Annotated in this window: 15 protein-coding genes and 1 tRNA gene; 7 read left to right on the top strand and 9 right to left on the bottom strand. The window is 66.8% G+C overall.

Features of this window, described 5'->3' with window-relative positions:
• The first annotated feature begins 37 nt into the window (after positions 1–37).
• Entirely contained in the window at positions 38–421 is a 384-nt protein-coding gene (locus NFE57_RS08600; protein ID WP_252135156.1) for a glycine zipper 2TM domain-containing protein, read from the top strand.
• A gap of 226 nt (positions 422–647) precedes the next feature.
• Here NFE57_RS08600 and NFE57_RS08595 read toward each other — a convergent pair whose 3' ends face one another.
• From NFE57_RS08595 to NFE57_RS08565, 7 genes are all read right to left on the bottom strand, one after another.
• Complete coding sequence (locus tag NFE57_RS08595; protein WP_252135155.1) at positions 648–1,346, bottom strand: head GIN domain-containing protein; 699 nt, start codon at positions 1,344–1,346, stop codon at positions 648–650.
• 201 nt (positions 1,347–1,547) lie between these two features.
• Positions 1,548–2,291: a head GIN domain-containing protein gene (locus tag NFE57_RS08590; RefSeq protein WP_252135154.1), complete on the bottom strand. Its 744-nt coding sequence runs from the start codon at positions 2,289–2,291 to the stop codon at positions 1,548–1,550.
• 115 nt (positions 2,292–2,406) lie between these two features.
• Complete coding sequence (locus tag NFE57_RS08585) at positions 2,407–2,952, bottom strand: CarD family transcriptional regulator (RefSeq protein ID WP_252135245.1); 546 nt, start codon at positions 2,950–2,952, stop codon at positions 2,407–2,409.
• A 202-nt stretch (positions 2,953–3,154) separates the two neighbouring features.
• On the bottom strand, positions 3,155–3,583 hold the full coding sequence (locus tag NFE57_RS08580) for a DoxX family protein (RefSeq protein ID WP_252135153.1): 429 nt from the start codon (positions 3,581–3,583) through the stop codon (positions 3,155–3,157).
• 40 nt (positions 3,584–3,623) lie between these two features.
• A complete protein-coding gene (fdxA, locus tag NFE57_RS08575; RefSeq protein WP_252135152.1) occupies positions 3,624–3,965 on the bottom strand; it encodes a ferredoxin FdxA in 342 nt (113 codons plus the stop codon).
• A 63-nt stretch (positions 3,966–4,028) separates the two neighbouring features.
• On the bottom strand, positions 4,029–4,334 hold the full coding sequence (locus tag NFE57_RS08570) for an RNA-binding S4 domain-containing protein (protein ID WP_382280059.1): 306 nt from the start codon (positions 4,332–4,334) through the stop codon (positions 4,029–4,031).
• Positions 4,327–6,855 (bottom strand): helicase-related protein, encoded by a 2,529-nt coding sequence (locus NFE57_RS08565; protein WP_252135151.1) that lies wholly within the window; start codon positions 6,853–6,855, stop codon positions 4,327–4,329. The genes NFE57_RS08570 and NFE57_RS08565 overlap by 8 nt, the downstream gene beginning before the upstream one ends.
• Before the next feature lie 223 nt (positions 6,856–7,078).
• Here NFE57_RS08565 and NFE57_RS16670 point away from each other — a divergent pair, with 223 nt between their 5' ends.
• Positions 7,079–8,542, top strand: coding sequence for a peptidoglycan DD-metalloendopeptidase family protein (locus NFE57_RS16670; protein ID WP_502802725.1), 1,464 nt, complete (start codon positions 7,079–7,081; stop codon positions 8,540–8,542).
• Between the two features lie 3 nt (positions 8,543–8,545).
• Here the strand turns inward: NFE57_RS16670 and NFE57_RS08555 are convergent, their stop codons facing one another.
• Positions 8,546–9,241 (bottom strand): RlmE family RNA methyltransferase, encoded by a 696-nt coding sequence (locus NFE57_RS08555; protein ID WP_252135150.1) that lies wholly within the window; start codon positions 9,239–9,241, stop codon positions 8,546–8,548.
• Between the two features lie 13 nt (positions 9,242–9,254).
• Positions 9,255–10,226 (bottom strand): Ppx/GppA phosphatase family protein, encoded by a 972-nt coding sequence (locus NFE57_RS08550; RefSeq protein ID WP_382280124.1) that lies wholly within the window; start codon positions 10,224–10,226, stop codon positions 9,255–9,257.
• Between the two features lie 262 nt (positions 10,227–10,488).
• Here NFE57_RS08550 and NFE57_RS08545 point away from each other — a divergent pair.
• From NFE57_RS08545 to NFE57_RS08525, 5 genes are all read left to right on the top strand, one after another.
• Positions 10,489–10,562 (top strand) — tRNA-Gln (locus tag NFE57_RS08545).
• Between the two features lie 179 nt (positions 10,563–10,741).
• Positions 10,742–11,800, top strand: coding sequence for a LacI family DNA-binding transcriptional regulator (locus tag NFE57_RS08540; RefSeq protein ID WP_252135149.1), 1,059 nt, complete (start codon positions 10,742–10,744; stop codon positions 11,798–11,800).
• A 241-nt stretch (positions 11,801–12,041) separates the two neighbouring features.
• A complete protein-coding gene (locus NFE57_RS08535) occupies positions 12,042–14,933 on the top strand; it encodes a TonB-dependent receptor (RefSeq protein ID WP_252135148.1) in 2,892 nt (963 codons plus the stop codon).
• Between the two features lie 85 nt (positions 14,934–15,018).
• Positions 15,019–17,010, top strand: coding sequence for a glycoside hydrolase family 3 protein (locus NFE57_RS08530; protein WP_252135147.1), 1,992 nt, complete (start codon positions 15,019–15,021; stop codon positions 17,008–17,010).
• A gap of 19 nt (positions 17,011–17,029) precedes the next feature.
• Positions 17,030–18,532 carry a tryptophan halogenase family protein gene (locus NFE57_RS08525; protein ID WP_252135146.1) on the top strand — a complete coding sequence of 501 codons (1,503 nt, stop codon included), beginning with the start codon at positions 17,030–17,032 and terminating at the stop codon, positions 18,530–18,532.
• The last annotated feature ends 36 nt before the right edge of the window (positions 18,533–18,568 follow it).

Genomic DNA, 18,568 nt, shown 5'->3' with positions numbered 1-18,568 from the left:
CCATCGCCTGGGACACGATGATGCAAGGAGAACAACAATGCTGAAGAAGCTCAAGATCATGTCGCTGGCTGGCGCGGCCATCGTGATGGGGGCGATGACGCTGGTGCCCGCGACGCCTGCGGAGGCGCAGTCGCGCCATTCCCAGTATCGCGGCCATGATTACGATCAGCGCTATCGCGGCCACAATTATCGCAACCACGACCGGCGCGATTATCGCCGCCACGCCAGCCGCCGCGCGTATCAGCGGTGCGACAAGGGCGACGGCGGAACGGTGATCGGTGCGATCGCGGGCGGGCTGCTCGGCCATGAGGTCGTGGGCCGTCGCGGCGACAAGACTCTCGGCACCGTGCTCGGCGCCGGCGCCGGCGCGCTCGCCGGCCGCGCGATCGATCGTGCCGATAACCCCCGGTACTGCCGTTAAGCGCCGATAATCCCGGATACTGCCGCGAAGCGGCAGCCGCCTTCCCTCTCGTAGCGTAACGAGGGCAGGGGCCGGTTTCCGAAAGGAGGCCGGCCCCTGATTCGTCGGGTCGCCGCCGTGGCCGCGCCCGTGGCGGTACGCGAAGCGTAGCGACCCACCGGCCGGCGGGTCGGCCGAGCCGAACCCGTCCGACGGCGGCTTTATCGTCGTTTGTTGCTGCGTCCGCTTACTGCGTCCCGCACACCACCGGCGCATGCCCCTGTGCGGGGCGAACGGTACATGCGGGCTTGCCGTCGACGACGACCCGGCCCACCCCGGTCGCGGTGACGTCGGCGGTGTAGCGCGCGGCGACATGCGCCTCGCCCGCGCCGTCGGTGCGGATCACGAGATCGTCGACCGCAAGCCCTGCGGCGTCGATCGCAGCCGGGCCGTTGCTGGTGAGGCGCGCTTTCGCGGCAACGCCCGAGAGCGTCAGCGCGCCGGTGCCGATCACGCGCGCATCGAGCTGGCGCGCGTCGAGCCCGGTGGCGGCAATGGACCCGGAACCGGTGACCGTCAGATCGAGCGCCTGGCCCTTCATCCTCTCGATCGACAGCCGCCCGCCGCCGTTGACGAACACGCTGCGCAGCGACGGTGTCGCCAGCGTGACGACGGGTACCGATGCCGCGGCCGCACCGCGCTCGCCCCAGCCGTTGGGGCTCATCGAGACCAAGAGCGTGTTGCCGTCGACACGGACGTCGACCTGGTCGATCAGCCCGCGCTCTCCTTCCGCGCGGGCGCGGGGCGACCCGCCGACCGCCAGCCGAACCTCGAACGGCCCGCTGACGCGCACGCGATCGAAGCTGCCGATCGTATAGCTGCGCTCGGCCGCGGGGGCCGGCGCGGCGGCGGCAAGCAGGATCAGGGCGAGAAGGGCGTGGCGCATGGCATGGGCATCGCACCTTCGCGCCGCGCCGCGCAAGCGCGTTTCGGAAATCGTATCGAGCGCGGCGCGTAACTCAGATCCGTTCGCCCTGAGCTTGTCGAAGGGCCGTTCTTTCTTTCCACGACGCCGAAAGAGAGATGGTGCTTCGACAAGCTCAGCACGAACGGATTGGATGGCGATCTTGATTTTCAGCGTGATGCTCTAACCGCAGCGCACGTTGCCCGAGCCCATTTTGGTGATCTCGCATTTGGCGCCGCCCCCGATCTCGACGTCACCAGACCCCATCACCGATACCTTGGCGGTGCCGCTGACATTGGTCTCGATATCGCCCGAGCCCCGCACCGAGATATCGGCGGTCGCGGCGGTGAGCCGCTTGGCGTCGATATCGCCCGATCCGGCGATGTGCATCTTCGCCTCGCCGGTGGTGCCGGCGGCGGTGATGTTGCCCGAGCCGGCGATCGAGAATTGGCTCGCCCGGGCGTTGATGGCGCCGATCGTCATATCGCCCGAGCCCGCGGTCGAGGCGGCGAACGTGTCGGCCTCGACCCGATCGACCGCGAGGTCGCCCGAGCCCGTGATCGACGCGCCACGGATCGCGGGCATCGTCACCATCACCTTGACCGCGCGGCCCTTGTCCCCGCCCCAGGAGACGCTGTTGCCGCGGCGCCCGATCTTGAGCGTGTCGCCGTCGCGGGCGATCTCGAGCCGGTCGAGCAGATCGGACGGCCCGGTCGCCCGGACCGTAAAGGTGCCGCCGACACGGACATCGACATCGTCCGATCCACGCAGATCGACCTGATCGAAGCCGGTGATGGCATAATTGCGTGCGGTGCCGTTATCCTGCGCGGCGATCGATTCGCCCCCGGCCGTGACATTGTCATTGGCATCCGATGGGCCCGAGCAGGCGATCAGCGGAAGCATGGCGAGAAGCGGCAGCAGGCGCATGGGGTCTCTCCGATGGTTGTGTATTGTACACATAATACACCAGAAAAGCGCGCGCAAACAAAAAGGGCGACCCCCGAAGGGGCCGCCCTGTCTGGTGTGGATGCGACCGAACGCCTCAGGCGTCGGCGGCTTCCTGTTCCTTGGCTTTGTTGTGGATCGCGGCGGCCTTGCGCAGAATGTCGAGGATCTTTTCCTGCGCGGTCGGCTCGTCGACCTCTTCCATCGCGGCGAGTTCGCGCGCGAGGCGGCTGGTCGCGCCTTCGAAAATCTGACGCTCCGAATAGCTCTGCTCGGGCTGGTCATCCGCGCGGAACAGATCGCGGACCACTTCGGCGATCGATACGAGATCGCCCGAATTGATCTTCGCTTCATATTCCTGCGCGCGGCGCGACCACATCGTACGCTTGACGCGCGGCTTGCCCTTGAGCGTGTCGAGCGCTTCCTTGAGCGTCTTGTCGCTCGAAAGCTTGCGCATGCCGATGCTCTCGGCCTTGTTGGTGGGCACCCGCAGCGTCATCTTCTCTTTTTCGAAGCGGAGCACATAGAGTTCGAGCTGCATGCCGGCGATTTCCTGGCGCTGCAGCTCAACCACACGGCCGACACCGTGCTTGGGGTAAACGACATAATCTCCGACATCGAACGACAGCGCCTTGGCGACCATATTGTGCAAGCCTTTCCATGGATTCGACCCCGCACGGGGCAGCCCATCGGCACGAAGCCGGTCGGCGCGGGCGGGGGAAGGGTGAGCGTCTCCAGGCGGAGCGCGGCACAGACCGCCTCCGGTGACTCATTATATAACACACTCGCAATATAATTACCAGTGGAACGTCTATACGAACACGACCCCCGTCATGTTCCGCGCCTCAATCGTCTGCAACCGGCGGTGTCACATTCTTGCTGCGCGCAGCATCGAGGCTCCAAGGCCCCGGTCCGGCGAAGACGAGATAGAGGAAGACGAAGCAATAGAGCACCGCCGCATCGCCGCCATTGTTGACCGGGAAGAAGTTCTGCGGGGCATGGACGGTCCAATAGGCGACGGCCATTGTCCCCGACGCGACGAACGCGGCGGGGCGCGTGAACAGGCCGAGCGCGATCAGCAGCCCGGCCGCGATCTCGATGGCGCCCGCATAGGCGCTCATATTGTCGAGCGAGAGCCCCGAGCCCGCCCGATCGCCGCCGGGAAAGCCCAGGAATTTCTGCGTGCCGTGTTCGAGGAAGATCAGCCCGCTCACGATCCGCAGGATCGCGTGGGCCACGGGTTCCCAGCGTGTGGGCAGCGTCGGTGACGGCATCTTCACTCTCCCCCTTAGGCGAGGGTGAGCCCCTCGCGGCTTAGTCGCCGGCGCCGGGCTCGGGCGAGAAATACTTCTCGAACTTGCCCTCTTCGCCCTTGTGTTCGTCGGCGTCGGCCGGCGTCTGGTCGGCCTTGCGCGAGACGTTGGGCCATTGCGCGGAGAAAGTGTTGTTGAGTTCGAGCCATTTTTCAAGCCCGCTTTCGGTATCGGGCAGGATCGCCTCGGCCGGGCATTCGGGCTCGCACACACCGCAATCAATGCATTCGCTGGGATTGATCACCAGCATGTTCTCGCCTTCGTAGAAACAATCGACCGGGCACACCTCGACGCAATCCATATATTTGCAGCGGATGCAGGCGTCGGTGACGACGTAGGTCATTGCCGGAATACTCCTCAGGAAGGCCCCATTTTACGTTGCTGCTATGCCGCTGGCCAGCGCGCGTCAATGACCCGGCGCTTGCTGCGAGACGTTCGCAGGCGTGAGGTCTTCGTAGCACGTCCGGGCTTCGGATGCAGGCCCGCGTCGCGCGGGCAGCGCCACCACGCGGACCACGCGAATTTCCCCACGCGGAGTCGGGAAGGTCAGGATATTGCCGATGCGCACGGGCGCTGCGGCGCGCGCGACCGGCCGCCCGTCGAGCCGCAGATGCCCGCTCGCGGCGATCGCACCGGCGACCGAGCGGGTCCTGGCGATGCGCACGAACCACAAGAAGCGATCGAGCCGCATGGCCAGTGCCGCGTCAGCCACCGAGCCTGCCCCAGTCGGCGAGCACGGCGAAGGCGTTGTCGGGGCGCGGCTGGACGCGTGGGCGCGGGGCGACGCGCGGCCGCCCGTGCCATGCCCAGCGCGCCGTGCCGTCCTTGGCGGGCGCAGTGCGAAAACCGAGCTGCGCCATCAGCTTGGCAAAGGTCGCCGCGGTCACCCCCATCGAGGTCGCCAGCGCCGGATCGGGTGCGAAGGGTGTGCGGCCGGTGCGGGCATCGTGCGCCGCGCGCGCGATACGCTCGACCAGATCGACGCGCACCGCCTGCGCGCCGATCGTGCGGAACCCGGCGATTTCGGCACGCGGCAGCACCGTCGCGCCGGCGGGCGGCAGCGCTGCCGATAGCGTGCCGTCACGCGCCGCAAGCAACGCTTGCCGCCAGCGCGCACCTGCCGGCTTGAGCAACCGCGTGTCGAACAGGTCGAGCGTGCCGAGCGTGATACCGGCGCTGCGCAGCCGCTTGCGTTCGGGTGGGGCCAGCGCCTCGATCGCGTCGGCGATCGGCATGCGTGGCGCGATCCCACCCGCCTCGGCAAGCGCCGCCGCGACGACGCGCAACCCCGGCGAGGCCGCGGCATCGCTTGCCAGCGCTTCGAGCCGGGGCAGCACGCCCGCGCGGCGGGCGACCTGCGCGTTGACCCAGCCTTCGAGCCGCGCGCGCACCGCGTCCGCCAACGGCCGGTCGAGGCAATCGAGCGCGCGATCGAGCATGACGCGCGGCCGCGTCAGCGCGGTGCCGGGCGCCAGCGTCGCGACCGTGATCCCATTCCAATCGATCGCCGGGGGATCGGCGATCAGCGCCAGCGCGGTATCGGGCGCGTCGGCCAGCGCCTGCCCGCGGCGCGCTCGCTCGCCCGTCAGCCGTTTCTCGGCCGCGGCGAGCAACAGCTTCTTGTCGGCATGGCGCGCATCGGGCGCGACGACGAAACGGAAGCCATCGAGCCGCCCGATCGGATGGTCCTCGACCAGCACCTCACCGGTCGCATCGACCACCACCGGCAGCGCAGAAACATCGGCGCCGATCTGACGCATCAGGATCGTGGTGCGCTTGTCGACGAAACGCTGCGTGAGCGACGCATGCAGCGCATCGGACAGCCGTTCCTCGATCGCGCGGGTACGCTCGGCCCAACGCGCCGGATCGGCCAGCCAGTCGGCGCGCTGCGCGATATAGGCCCAGCTGCGCGCGCTCGCGATCCGCCCCGCCAGCGTTTCGACATCGCCCTGCACATTGTCGAGCCGGGCGATCTCGGCGGCGAACCATTCGTGCGGAATATGGCCGCTGCCTTCGGAAAGATGGGTGAACAGCCGGGCGATGAAGCGCGCATGCGGCTCGACGCCGACTTTGCGGAAATCGGGCACGCCGCACGCCGCCCACAGCCGCGCGGTCATCGCCGGTGCGCGAGCGCGATCGCGCACCCACGCCTCGTCGGCGAGCCGCTTGAGGATCGTCAGATCGAGCGCTTCGGGCGCGGCGCGCAGCCGGATGTGGCTGGGGCTGGCCTCGAGGCTCGCGATCAGCGCGTCGATGCTCGCCATGTCGGGGCTGCCTTCACGCCAGTACACCGTCTCGAGCCTGGGGAAATGATGCCCCTCGATCGCGGCGATTTCCTCGGGGGTGAAGGCACCCGGCCCCTCGGTAGCAATGCTTCCGAAGCTGCCGTCGCGTTGATGCCGCCCCGCGCGCCCCGCGATCTGCGCCATCTCGGGCACGGTCAGCCGGCGCTGGCGGTGGCCGTCGAACTTGCGCAGGCTGGCGAAGGCGACATGCGCGACATCCATGTTGAGCCCCATGCCGATCGCGTCGGTCGCGACCAGATAATCGACCTCGCCGGCCTGGAACATCGCGACCTGCGCGTTGCGCGTGCGCGGCGACAGCGCGCCCATTACCACCGCCGCGCCGCCGCGCAGCCGCCGCAGCATCTCGGCGACGGCGTAGACTTCCTCGGCCGAGAAGGCGACGATCGCCGAGCGCTTGGGCAGCCGTGAGATCTTGGTCGCGCCGGCATAAGAGAGCGTCGAGAAGCGCGGCCGGTTGATGATCTCGGCTTCGGGGACGAGCGATCGCACGATCGGGCGCAGCGCTTCCGAGCCGAGGATCATCGTCTCGTCGCGGCCGCGCGCATGGAGCAGCCGATCGGTGAAGACATGCCCGCGCTCGGGACCGGCGGCGAGTTGCGCCTCATCGAGCGCGACGAACCCGACGTCGCTGGTGTTTGGGTTGGCGCTCCCGGCCTGCCGGCCTTCGCGCAACGGCATCGATTCCGCGGTGCACAGGAACCAGCGCGCCTGCGGCGGAACGATCTTCTCCTCGCCGGTGATGAGCGCGACCTGATGCGCGCCCTTGATCGCGACGACGCGATCGTACACCTCGCGGGCGAGCAGCCGCAGCGGAAAGCCGATCATGCCGCTCGAATGCGCACACATCCGCTCGATCGCGAGATGGGTCTTGCCGGTATTGGTCGGCCCGAGCACCGCAGTGATCGCGCCGGAAGAGATACGCGTCATGATCCGCGCAATGTCGGGCGGAGCCTTTCAAAGCGCAACCGATAATCCGCGCGCGCGGCTGATTGCGGTGCATTCGGCGCGGTCCAGCCTTGTGCGACAACGGTTCGCCGCACCGCGGACTCGCCCCGGCTCGGGTTAATTTGACTTTAGGACATCGGCGCCACAACCCTCGCACCGGGTGCCGGGGGTTTTTGCGCGGCATATCGCATAGGGGCAGCGCGCCTTGTTTCTGCGCAGCGATTCAGATTTGGTGGGCGGCGGCGGCGCAGCGGCGCTGACCTATGCCATGCCCGCGCGCGGTGGCATTGCGGCGGTCGCCGATCGCTTGCGTGACATCGACTGGACCCCTGATCTCGGCGCGCGGATCGGGAGCCTCGACTGGTGTCGCGGCGCCGCGACCTGCCTCGCGCTGTGCACCGTCACCTGGATGCTCGGCCCCAGCCTCAACGCACCGATCATCGGCGCCGCGCCGCCGCCGCTCACTGGGCAGCAATGGGATGAGGCGCGCGCGCAATCGATCGCGCCGCTCGCCTGGGGGGCGGCGACCGGGCGGCGGATGGCGGCGACCGATCTGGTCATGCCGCTGGCCGCGACCCCCGAACGCCCGATCGTCGAACTGACCGCGACCATCGGCAGTGGCGACAGTTTCGGCGGCGTGCTCCAGCGCGCCGGTGTCGGCCGCACCGAAGCCGCGCAGGCGGCCGATCTGGTCGCGCGGGCGATCAGCCTCGGCGATCTCAAACCCGGCACGCGGATCGAGCTCACGCTCGGCCGCCGCCCGACCAAATCGGTGCCGCGTCCGCTCGAACACCTCGCCTTTCGCGCCCGCTTCGATCTCGCGCTGGCGGTCAAGCGCGTCGACGGCGCGCTGACGCTCGACAGGCAGCCGATCGCGATCGACCGCACCCCGCTGCGGGTACGCGGCCGGGTGGGGTCGAGCCTGTACCGGTCGGCGCGTGCCGCGGGCGTTCCGGCGTCGATCGTCGAGACCTATATCAAGGCGCTCGCGACGCGGGTCTCGGTCGGGCGCGATATCGGCGCCGACGACAGGTTCGACCTGATCGTCGAGCGCGAACGGGCGGCAACCGGCGAACAACGGCTGGGGGCGCTCGCCTTTGCCGGGCTCGACCGGCGCGGCAAGGATGTCGCGCTGGTCCGCTGGACGGTCGACGGCCGCGACCAGTGGCTCGACAGCGACGGCAAGGGCGCCCACACCACGCGCGCGGGCGGCTTGCCGGTTGCGGGCCGCATCACCTCGAGCTTCGGCCCGCGCCGGCATCCGATCCTCGGCTATACCAGGATGCACGCCGGCATCGACATCGGCGCGCGCTACGGTGCGCCGATCCACGCGGCCACCGATGGCGTCGTCACCTTCGCCGGGCGCAACGGCGGCTATGGCAATTTCGTGCGGCTGAAGCATAGCGGCGGGCTGACCACGGCTTATGGGCATATGAGCCGGATCACGGTGCGCGTCGGCGCGCATGTCCGCGCCGGGCAGGAAATCGGCAAGGTCGGCTCGACCGGCCTTTCGACCGGCCCGCACGTCCATTACGAAGTGCTCAGGAACGGTCGCCCGGTCAACCCGAACACGCTGTCGATCGCGAGCGTCACGCAGCTTTCGGGGAGCGCGCTTCGGGCGTTCAAGGCGCGGGTCTCGGCGTTGCGCGCGACGGTGCCCGACGCCTGATCGTCAGGCCGCGGGATCGTCGGCGGTGTCCGTGACAGGGCGTCCCTTGAAGCCTTGCGCGACGACATACCATTCGGACGATTCCTTGCGGCTCGCGGGCGGCTTGGCGTGCTTGACGGTGGTGAAGTTGCGCTTGAGCTCGGCGACGAGGCTGCTGTCCGCGCCCCCCGCCAGCACCTTGGCGACGAACGCCCCGCCCGGCCGCAGCACATCCGCAGCGAACCACGCGCCCGCCTCGACCAGTGCCATCGTGCGAAGGTGATCGGTCTGCTGGTGGCCGACGGTATTGGCCGCCATGTCCGACAGCACCAGATCGGGGGGGCCGCCGAGCGCCTCGGTGAGCAGGTCGGGCGCGCGGTGGTCCATGAAATCGAGTTGCAGGATGGTGACGCCGTCGATCGGATCGACGGGCAGCAGGTCGATCCCCACCACCGTGGCCTCGGGGCGCTTGCGCCGCACGACCTGGCTCCAGCCGCCCGGCGCGATGCCGAGGTCGATCACGCGCCGGACGCCCTTGAGCATCCCGAAGCGCTCGTCGAGTTCGATCAGCTTATACGCGGCGCGGCTGCGATAGCCTTCCGCCCTGGCGCGGCGGACATAGGGATCGTTGAGCTGGCGTTCGAGCCAGCGCGTCGATTGCGCGGTGCGCCCGCGCGCGGTTTTCACGCGCTGATGCCCGCCGGGGCCGCCTCGGCTCATGTCATGTCCTTCATCAAGAGTCGTTGCGCATCAGGCGGCGCAAGATGCCTTCGCGAATCCCCCGATCGGCGACGCCGAGCCGCTCGGCCGGCCACAGATCGAGCACCGCTTCGAGAATCGCGCAGCCCGCCACCACCAGATCGGCGCGATCATAGCCGATGCACGCGACGGTGGCGCGTTCATCGAGCGACATACCCGACAGATCGGCGCTGATCTGCCGCATCGCCTCGGCGGGGACGATCAGCCCGTCGATTGCCGAGCGATCGTAACGATCGAGTTTCAGGAACACGCTTGCCAGCGTCGTCACCGTCCCGCTGGTGCCGAGCAGGCGCCGCGAGGTGCCATGCCCATCGGGCAGGCGCGCGGCGAACGGCGCCATCGATTCGGCGACGATCGCACGCATCCGGGCATAGGCGGCGAGCCGGGCGGCCGCGCTGTCGGCCTCGCCGAAATGTTCGGTCAGCGAGACGACGCCCCATGGCGCCGAATGCCAGTCGATCACGCGCGGCATCGGCTCGCTGGTGTCGATCAACACCAATTCGGTCGAGCCGCCGCCGATATCGAACACCAGCGCGGCGCCGTCCCCGGGCTCGATCAGGACATAGCAGCCGAGCATCGCGAGCCGCGCTTCCTCTTCGGGGGAGATGATGTCGAGCAGGATTCCGGTTTCGGCCTCGACGCGCGCGATGAATTCGGCGCCGTTGGCGGCACGGCGGCAGGCCTCCGTTGCCACCGATCGCGCCAAGGTGACGCGGCGGTGGCGCAATTTGTCCGCGCACACCGCGAGCGCGGCGATCGTGCGATCGATCGCGGCGTCGCTGATCCGGCCGGTGCTCGCGAGACCCTCGCCCAGGCGAACGATTCGCGAAAAGGCATCGATGACGGTGAAGCCATCGCCCTGCGCCCGCGCGATCAGCAGGCGGCAATTGTTGGTGCCGAGGTCCAGCGCAGCATAATGCTGCGGGCGCGCGCCATTGGTGCGCATCGGTCTGCCGGACGAGCGGGACGTGCCGCCCCGCTGGTACGGCATGTTGGCGGGTCGATCACCCATGCCGTCACTCACTTCTTATGTTCTTCCGTCGCGGCGCAAGGCGCGCCGTTCGGTGCTTGACGCCGAGGGTAGCGGAACCGCGCCCACCCGGCAAGCGAGCGCCGTGCGTGAAACCCATCGGATGCCGACCATCGCACGACGTGGCCGACTGGGCCCTTGACCCCAGGAAAACCGCCGCCTATTTCGCGCGGCCTGTTGCCCCGTCGTCTAACGGCAAGACTACGGACTCTGACTCCGTCAATCGTGGTTCGAATCCACGCGGGGCATCCAGCCAGCGTTGGATCAGGATGGAAGCGACTCGCGAAGCTCGTTCGCGGCGCCATCGCCTGTGCCGAGCCAACAGCGCCGGACGAAATGTGGCTTTATGCGCGCGCTGCGATATAGCGCGAGTCACGCGAGCGATGGCCCTACCGCGCGCGCATCCGTAGATGCATAGTGTTGATTGGTTGATGGACATAGCACCGAAGCGCAAGCCAACGATCGACGATGTCGCAGCGCTGTCGAGGGTCGCGCGGGTCACCGTCTCGCGCGTCATCAACGGCGAACCTGGCGTTCGCGCCGCGACGCGGCAACGCGTCCTCGATGCGATTGCCCAACTCGGCTACAAGGTCAATGTCCAGGCACGCAACCTTGCCGCGGGCAACAGCCGGCAAATCATGCTGGTCCACGAATCGGATGTCGATGCCGAGCCGAATAGTTATTATTTCTCCGGGCTGGAACTGGGCGCGCTGACGGGCTGTGCACGCCACGGTTATCAGCTCGCTGTACAGGCGATCGACCCGCACAAGGACGGCGGACGACGGCAGATTCAGGAGCAGATCGATAGCGGCCGGTGCGACGGACTGATCCTCACGCCCCCATTCTCAGACCGTTACGATCTCGTCGAAGCGCTGATCGAATTGCACTGTCCGGTTATCTGCATCGCGGCCGGCGCTGCGGTTCGCGCGATCGCCGCGTCGATCGGAATCGACGACGAGCGTGCCGGCTACGATATGGCGCGCCATCTGCTTGCCCTTGGCCACCGGCGGATCGGCTATATTCACGGGATCGAGGGCCATGAGTCCGCCGAAGGCCGCTACGCCGGGTTTGCCCGGGCGCTGCGCGAAATGGGGATATCCCCCGACCCGGAGAGCGTCGCGCGGGGAAACTTCACGTTTCGCTCGGGGATCGACGGCGCCGAGCATATTCTGGCGGGCAGCGGCGTCACCGCGATCATGTGCGCCAATGACGATATGGCCGCGGGCGCGCTGCTGACGTGTCACAAGCGCGGGCTTGCCATACCGGGGGACGTGTCGGTGGTGGGTTTCGATGACACGCCTGTGTCGGATATCGTCTGGCCGCCGCTTACGACGGTACATCAGCCGATCAAGGAAGTGGGCAGGCAGGCCGCGATCGCGCTCATCAAGCACATCGAGGTCGGCGCGGGCGCTGCCGGTTACCGCTACGATTTCATCGCGCATCGGATCGTCGAGCGTCAGTCAGCCGGGCCGCCGAGCCGCCAAGGGTGACGTCTCGCCGGGCCGCGGCATTGCCTTCTTGTCGTGCGCCAAAGGCCAGGTGTGGCGCGGATGCATCGGTTGCGCGCGTCGTTGCGCCGAGGTGCTTTCATGGTTGCGTTGCGGTGCATCCACCTCTATCAATGGAAGCGCTTCCATTGCGATCCTTGGCGCGTAAAGAAGGGTGCACGGAGCCAACGAGTTGGAAAGACAAGCGGTTCTTGGGGGGAGCCGCTCATGGGAGGGGGGTTCGATGGAGAATCGATTCAAACGCGGCGATGCGGACGGCCTTGGTGTCGCGAGCAGATTGTGCCTGACGGCATCCATGCTCGCGCTCGGCGCCACATTGCCGGTGATGGCGTTCGCGCAGGCAGTTCCATCGGCGCAACCCGATACATCGAGTGACGGCCAACAGCCGGATCAGGCGCAGGCTAGCGATCAATCGAATGCGATCGTCGTTACGGGCATTCGCGCGGGTATCCGCGATTCGATCGACATCAAGCGTAATGCGATCTCGATCGTCGAGGCGGTGTCGGCCGAGGACATCGGCAAGCTGCCCGACGTCTCGATCGCCGAATCGATCGCGCGGCTTCCCGGCCTTGCTGCGCAGCGCGTCAACGGCCGCGCGCAGGTCATCTCGATCCGCGGGCTCGCGCCCGATTTCACCACGACGCTGCTCAACGGGCGCCAACAGGCGAGTTCGGGTGACAACCGCGCGGTCGAATTCGACCAATATCCGTCCGAATTGCTCTCCAGCGTGGTCGTCTACAAGACGCCCGACGCCGGCATCGCGGGCATGGGCCTGTCAGGCTCGGCGGACCTGCGCACGGTGCGGCCGCTCGAATTCGGCAAGCGCGCGATCGCGCTCAACCTGCGCGGCGAGATGACCGAGGGCGGCCGGCTCAACCACGACGTCCGCAACTGGGGCTGGCGCGGCAGCGCGAGCTATATCGATCAGCTCGCGAACGACACGATCGGCATCGCGATCGGCTATGCACATCTCGATCAGCCGTCGAAGAACATGCACTACAAGGCCTATGGCTACGAGGCGTTCGGCTTTGCTGTCAGCCCGGACAGCGCCGACGATGCGTTGATCCTCAACGGGCAGGAAGCGTTCGCGACCTCGCGGCTCAACAAGCGCGATGCCGTGATCGGAATCCTCGAATGGAAGCCGTCGGATGCCGTCCACTCGACACTCGACCTCTATTATTCGCATTTCGACCAGAAGGAGACGATGCGCGGTGCGCAATGGTTCTCCAACCCTTATGCCGACGGGCTGACCTTCACCGACGTCTCAAGGGTGGAAAATGGCGGATCGCCGTTCGCCGATGCCGGCACCGCGCACAATGTCGCGCCGATCTTGCGCAACGATTACAACACCCGCACCGACAAGCTCTTTTCGGCGGGGTTGAACAACGAATTCCAGCTCGACGACCGGACCCGGTTCGTCGCCGATCTGTCCTATTCGACCAACGACCGGCGTGAGCAGATTCTGGAAACCTATGCCGGTTACGGCCTCGGCGTTGGCGGGGTTACCCCGGCGACGCCCGATGTCGGCCGGACCTTTGACGATTTCGGCTTCCAGGTCCCCGACGATGGTTTCCCGACCTATTCGAAGGGTCTCGATTACGCCGACGCGACGCAGGTGTCGCTTGGCGATCGCGCGCCCTGGGGCGGATGGGGGCATGATGGCGCGATCCGCTTCCCCGTCGTCAAGGAGAACGTCTGGGCGCTCGATCTGAGCCTCGAGCACAATCTCGACGGCGTCATCAGTGCGATCTCGGCGGGGGTCAATTTCACGCATCGCGACAAGCGCAAGCGCGTCGACGACAATGACGTGTTCCTCAAGAACGGCCGCCAGCAGGTGCTCGTCGATCCGCAATATCTGGTCGATCCGACATCGCTCGATTACGTCGGCTTCGGCGATGTGCTGAGCATCGATCTCGATCGGGCGTTCGACCAATATTATGTCACCGCGCCGATCCGCGACTCCAATTATTTCGACAAGAACTGGGATATCGAGGAGGAGGTCATCACCTTCTTCACGAAGGCCGATATCAATTGGGGCAATCTGCGCGGCAATGTCGGCGTGCAGGTCGTCAGCCAGACGCAGAAATCGACGGGTGTCGTCATCAACGGGCTCGAACCGGGCCAGCCAATCGTCCCGACCAAGGTGTTCAAGCGCGACCAATATGTCGACGTGCTGCCCAGCCTCAACCTCATCTACGATCTCGGCCACGGCCACCGGCTGCGCTTCTCGGCGTCGAAAACGATGGCGCGGCCGCGCATGGACGATCTGCGCGCGAACGTGACGCCCGGCTTCGATGCGATGGTGTGTAGCGCGCAACCCTGCGCACCAGGCACCGTGGTCCATCCCTGGTCGGGCAGCGGCGGCAACCCGCACCTCAAGCCCTGGCGTGCCGAGGCGCTCGACGTCGCCTATGAATGGTACATCAATCCGACGACCTATCTGTCGGTCGCGGGCTTCTACAAGCATCTCAAGACGTACATCTACACCCAGACGCTGCCGTTCGACTTCACGGGTATTCCGCTGCCCGACACGGCATCGGCGATCCCGCCCGGCGTGATCATCGACCCGATCGGCCAGCTCAGCCTGCCGGCCAACGGGAAGGGCGGCAATCTCAAGGGGCTTGAGTTCAGCGGCGCGATCGATTTCGGGACGTTGTGGAAACCCATTGCGGGGCTCGGTTTCCAGGGCAGCCTGTCGCTCACCGAATCGAACCTCAATCCCACCTCGGGCACCGATCCGGTGAAGATCCCCGGCCTGTCGGACGTCGTCTACAACCTCACCGGCTATTACGAACGCGGCGGCTTCCAGGCGCGGATCAGCCAGCGCTATCGCTCGAAGTTCAAGGGCGAGGTGGTGCAATTGTTCGCGACGCGCGGTTTCACCGAGATCCTGCCCGACAAGCAGGTCGACGCGCAGATCGGCTATACCATCCAGAGCGGCACGCTCGAGGGGCTGGGCATCCTGCTTCAGGTCACCAACCTCACCGATTCGCCGTATCGGACGCGGCTGGGGCTCGACAGCGGCGGGACGCACACCGCCGACGGCAAGTCGCTTCTCGAAACCTACGAAAAGTACGGTCGCGAGTATCTGCTCGGGGTGAACTACCGCTTCTGATCGTGCCAATCGGAGCGCCGAATGCGCCGGCGGCTTTCACCGCCGCCGGCGGCTCGGTCGCGCGGGCGATAAGGGATGGGATGAGATGATGAGACGCGCCCTGCTGGTTTCGGCCGTGTCGATGCTATGGCTCGCGGGGTGCGCGCCGCTCGCCGGGCCGGGCCATATGGCGATGCCGACGGCTACGTCGAGCGCCGACTGGCCCGCGCACCACAGCCCGATCGGGCTCGATCCGGCGATCGAAAAGCGCGTGGCGACGATCGTGGCCGGGATGACGCTCGAACAGAAGATCGGCCAGATGACGCAGGCCGATATCCGCTCGATCACGCCTGCGGACGTGAAACGCTATTATGTCGGCGCGGTGCTCAACGGCGGCGGCGCCTGGCCCGGCATGAACAAACATGCGACGCCCGCCGAGTGGGTCGCGTTGTCGGACGCCTATTACACGGCGTCGATGGCGACCGATATGAAGGTGCCCGTGCCGGTGCTCTGGGGCACCGATGCCGTCCACGGCCACAACAATGTGATCGGCGCCACGCTGTTTCCGCACAATATCGGGCTCGGCGCGGCGCACGATCCCGAGTTGATCGCCCGGATCGGCCATGCCACCGCGAAGGCGGTGCGCGCGACCGGTATCAATTGGGCGTTCGCGCCGACGGTGGCGGTAGCCGAGAACCAGCGCTGGGGCCGCAGCTACGAAAGCTGGTCGAGCGATCCAGCCCTCGTCGCGCGCTATGCGGCGGCGGCGGTGCATGGGCTCCAGGGCGATCTCGCGGGCGACGAGCATGTCATCGCGACGGCCAAGCATTTCCTTGGCGATGGCGCCACCTGGCACGGGATCGACCAGGGCGAGAGCCGTATCCCGCGCAAGCAGATGATCGCCGAACAGGCCGCCGGCTATTATGCCGCGCTCGACGCGGGCGTGCAGGCGGTGATGGTCTCGTACAGCAGCTGGAACGACATCGCCGCGGGCACGGATTACGGCAAGATGCACGCCAGCCACACGTTGCTGACCGATGTCCTCAAGAGCCGGCTCGGCTTCGACGGCATCGTCGTCTCCGATTGGAACGCGATCGAACAGGTGCCGGGCTGCACCGTCGATCACTGCCCGCAGGCGATCAATGCCGGGATCGACATGGTGATGGTTTCCGACAAATGGCAGCCGTTCATCGCCAATACCGTCGCCGATGTGCGTGCGGGGCGGATCGCGATGGCGCGCATCGACGATGCGGTGACACGCATCCTGCGCGTCAAGCTGCGCACGGGGCTGTTCGATCGCGCGCCCTCGGCCGGCCGGTACAGCGGCAAGGCCGATGCGCTTCAGGCACGCGCATTGGCACGCGAGGCGGTGCGCAAATCGGCGGTGCTGCTCAAGAACGATGGCGCCGTGTTGCCGCTCGCGCGCAAGGGGCGGCTGCTCGTCGTCGGCAAAAGTGCGGACAGCTTCGCCGATCAGTCGGGGGGGTGGTCGATCACTTGGCAAGGCACCGACACCACCAATGCCGATTTCACGACCGGCGAGACGCTGCTGGGTGCGTTGCGCGCAGCCTGGGGCGCGGATAACGTCGTTTATTCGCCCGACGGCAGCGGGGTCGATCCGTCGCAATTCGCCGCGGTCGTCGCGGTCATCGGCGAACATCCCTATGCCGAATATACCGGCGACATCCGCTATCCCGCGACGATGCAGCACAGCGCGCGCTATCCCGAGGATCTCGCGGTGCTCCGGCGGGTCTCGGGCAAGGGCGCGCCGGTGGTGTCGGTCTTCTATTCGGGGCGTACCGTCTACGCGAACGACCTCATCAACCTCTCCGACGCGTTCGTCGCGGCCTTCCTTCCGGGCAGCGAGGGGGGCGGCATTGCCGATCTGATCCTGCGCAAGGCCGATGGCGCGATCGACGCGAATTTCAGCGGGCGGCTCTCGTTCGCCTGGCCCGGCTCGGCGTGCTCGATCGGTGACGGGCCAGGCATGGCGGTTCAGTTTCCGCGCGGCTATGGTTTGCGTTATGGAGAGGGGCGGCGCACCGGCGTGCTGCCGTTCGCCGCCGCGCCGGATGGCTGCGCGACGGCGGCGCATTGACGCCGGCGGTGGGGCGGTGATGAAGCAGCTCGAACGGATATTGATCGTCGGCGGCGGCTCCGCGGGATGGATGGCGGCAGCGTTGCTGTCGAAGCTGTTCCAGGGCCTGTATACGATCGAGCTTATCGAATCGGAGGAGATCGGCACCGTCGGCGTCGGCGAAGCGACGATCCCGGCGATCAGGAAGTATAACGAGCTGCTGGGCCTCGACGAACACGAGTTCCTGAAACAGACGCAGGGCACCTACAAGCTCGGGGTCCAGTTCAACGGCTGGCTCGGCGACGGCACGAGCTACATGCACGGCTTCGGCGTCATCGGCCAGGATCTCGAATGGCTGCGCTGCCACCAATTCTGGCTCAAGATGAACAGCCTCGGCCGGGCGCAGGATTTCGCGGGCTTCTCGATCAACACCGCCGCCGCGCTTCAGAACAAGTTCCTGCGTGCCAGCCCCGATCATCCCGAATCGCCGCTCGCGCATATCGCGCACGCCTATCAGTTCGACGCGACCAGCTATGCCCGCTTCCTGAAAGGCTATGCTCAGCAACGCGGCGTCATCCGGCGCGAAGGGCGGATCGTCGATGTGACGCTGCGCAGCGATGGTTTCGTCGATTCGGTGACGATGGCCGACGGCACGGTCGTCACGGCGGATTTCTTCATCGATTGCTCGGGGTTTCGCGGGCTCATCATCGAACAGGCGATGCAGACCGGTTTCGACGATTGGTCGCACTGGCTGCCGTGCGATCGCGCGATCGCGGTGGCAAGCGGACGCGCCCGCAATTTCACGCCCTATACGATGGCGACCGCCCGGCCCGCCGGCTGGCAGTGGCGGATTCCGCTCCAGCATCGCACGGGCAACGGCCATGTCTATTCCAGCCAATATATGGACGATGACGAGGCCGAGCGGATCCTGCTTGCCAATCTCGACGAGCCGCAGCGCGGCGACCCCAAGCGGCTGCGCTTCAAGGCGGGCAAAAGACGCAAGGCGTGGAACCGCAACTGCCTTGCGCTCGGGCTTGCCGGCGGGTTCATCGAACCGCTCGAATCGACGAGCCTCCACCTCGTCCAGTCGGCGCTGATCCGGCTCGTCCGGCTGCTGCCCGACGCCGGTTTCGATGCCGCCGGCGTCGATGAGTTCAATCGCCAGTCGGACTTTGAATATGAACGCATCCGCGATTTCATCGTCCTCCATTACAAGGCGACGAAGCGCGACGACACGCCGTTCTGGCGCTATTGCCGCGACATGGAGGTGCCCGCGACGCTCCAGCGCAAGATCGATCTGTTCGCCGCCAACGGGCGCATCTTCCGCGAGGATGAGGAATTGTTCGCCGAGGAAAGCTGGATTCAGGTGTTTCTCGGACAAGGCATCGTTCCGCGCGGTTACGACCCGCTGGTCGACATCAAGAGCGAGGAGGAGATCGCGCGCTATCTCGGCAATATCGAGCAGGTAATCGGCAAATGTGTCGCGGTGATGCCGAGCCACGAGGAATATATCGCACGCATGTGCCCCGCAGCGCCGGGCTGAAGAGCGATGGCGGCCGCCAGCCGGTTCTCTCCTTTG

Origin of the sequence: Hephaestia sp. MAHUQ-44 (genome assembly GCF_023806085.1) — a bacterium.
In the GTDB taxonomy this organism is placed as follows: domain Bacteria; phylum Pseudomonadota; class Alphaproteobacteria; order Sphingomonadales; family Sphingomonadaceae; genus Sphingomonas.
The sequence above is the reverse complement of the archived record's forward strand: the minus strand, read 5'-3'. Positions and strand labels throughout refer to the sequence as shown.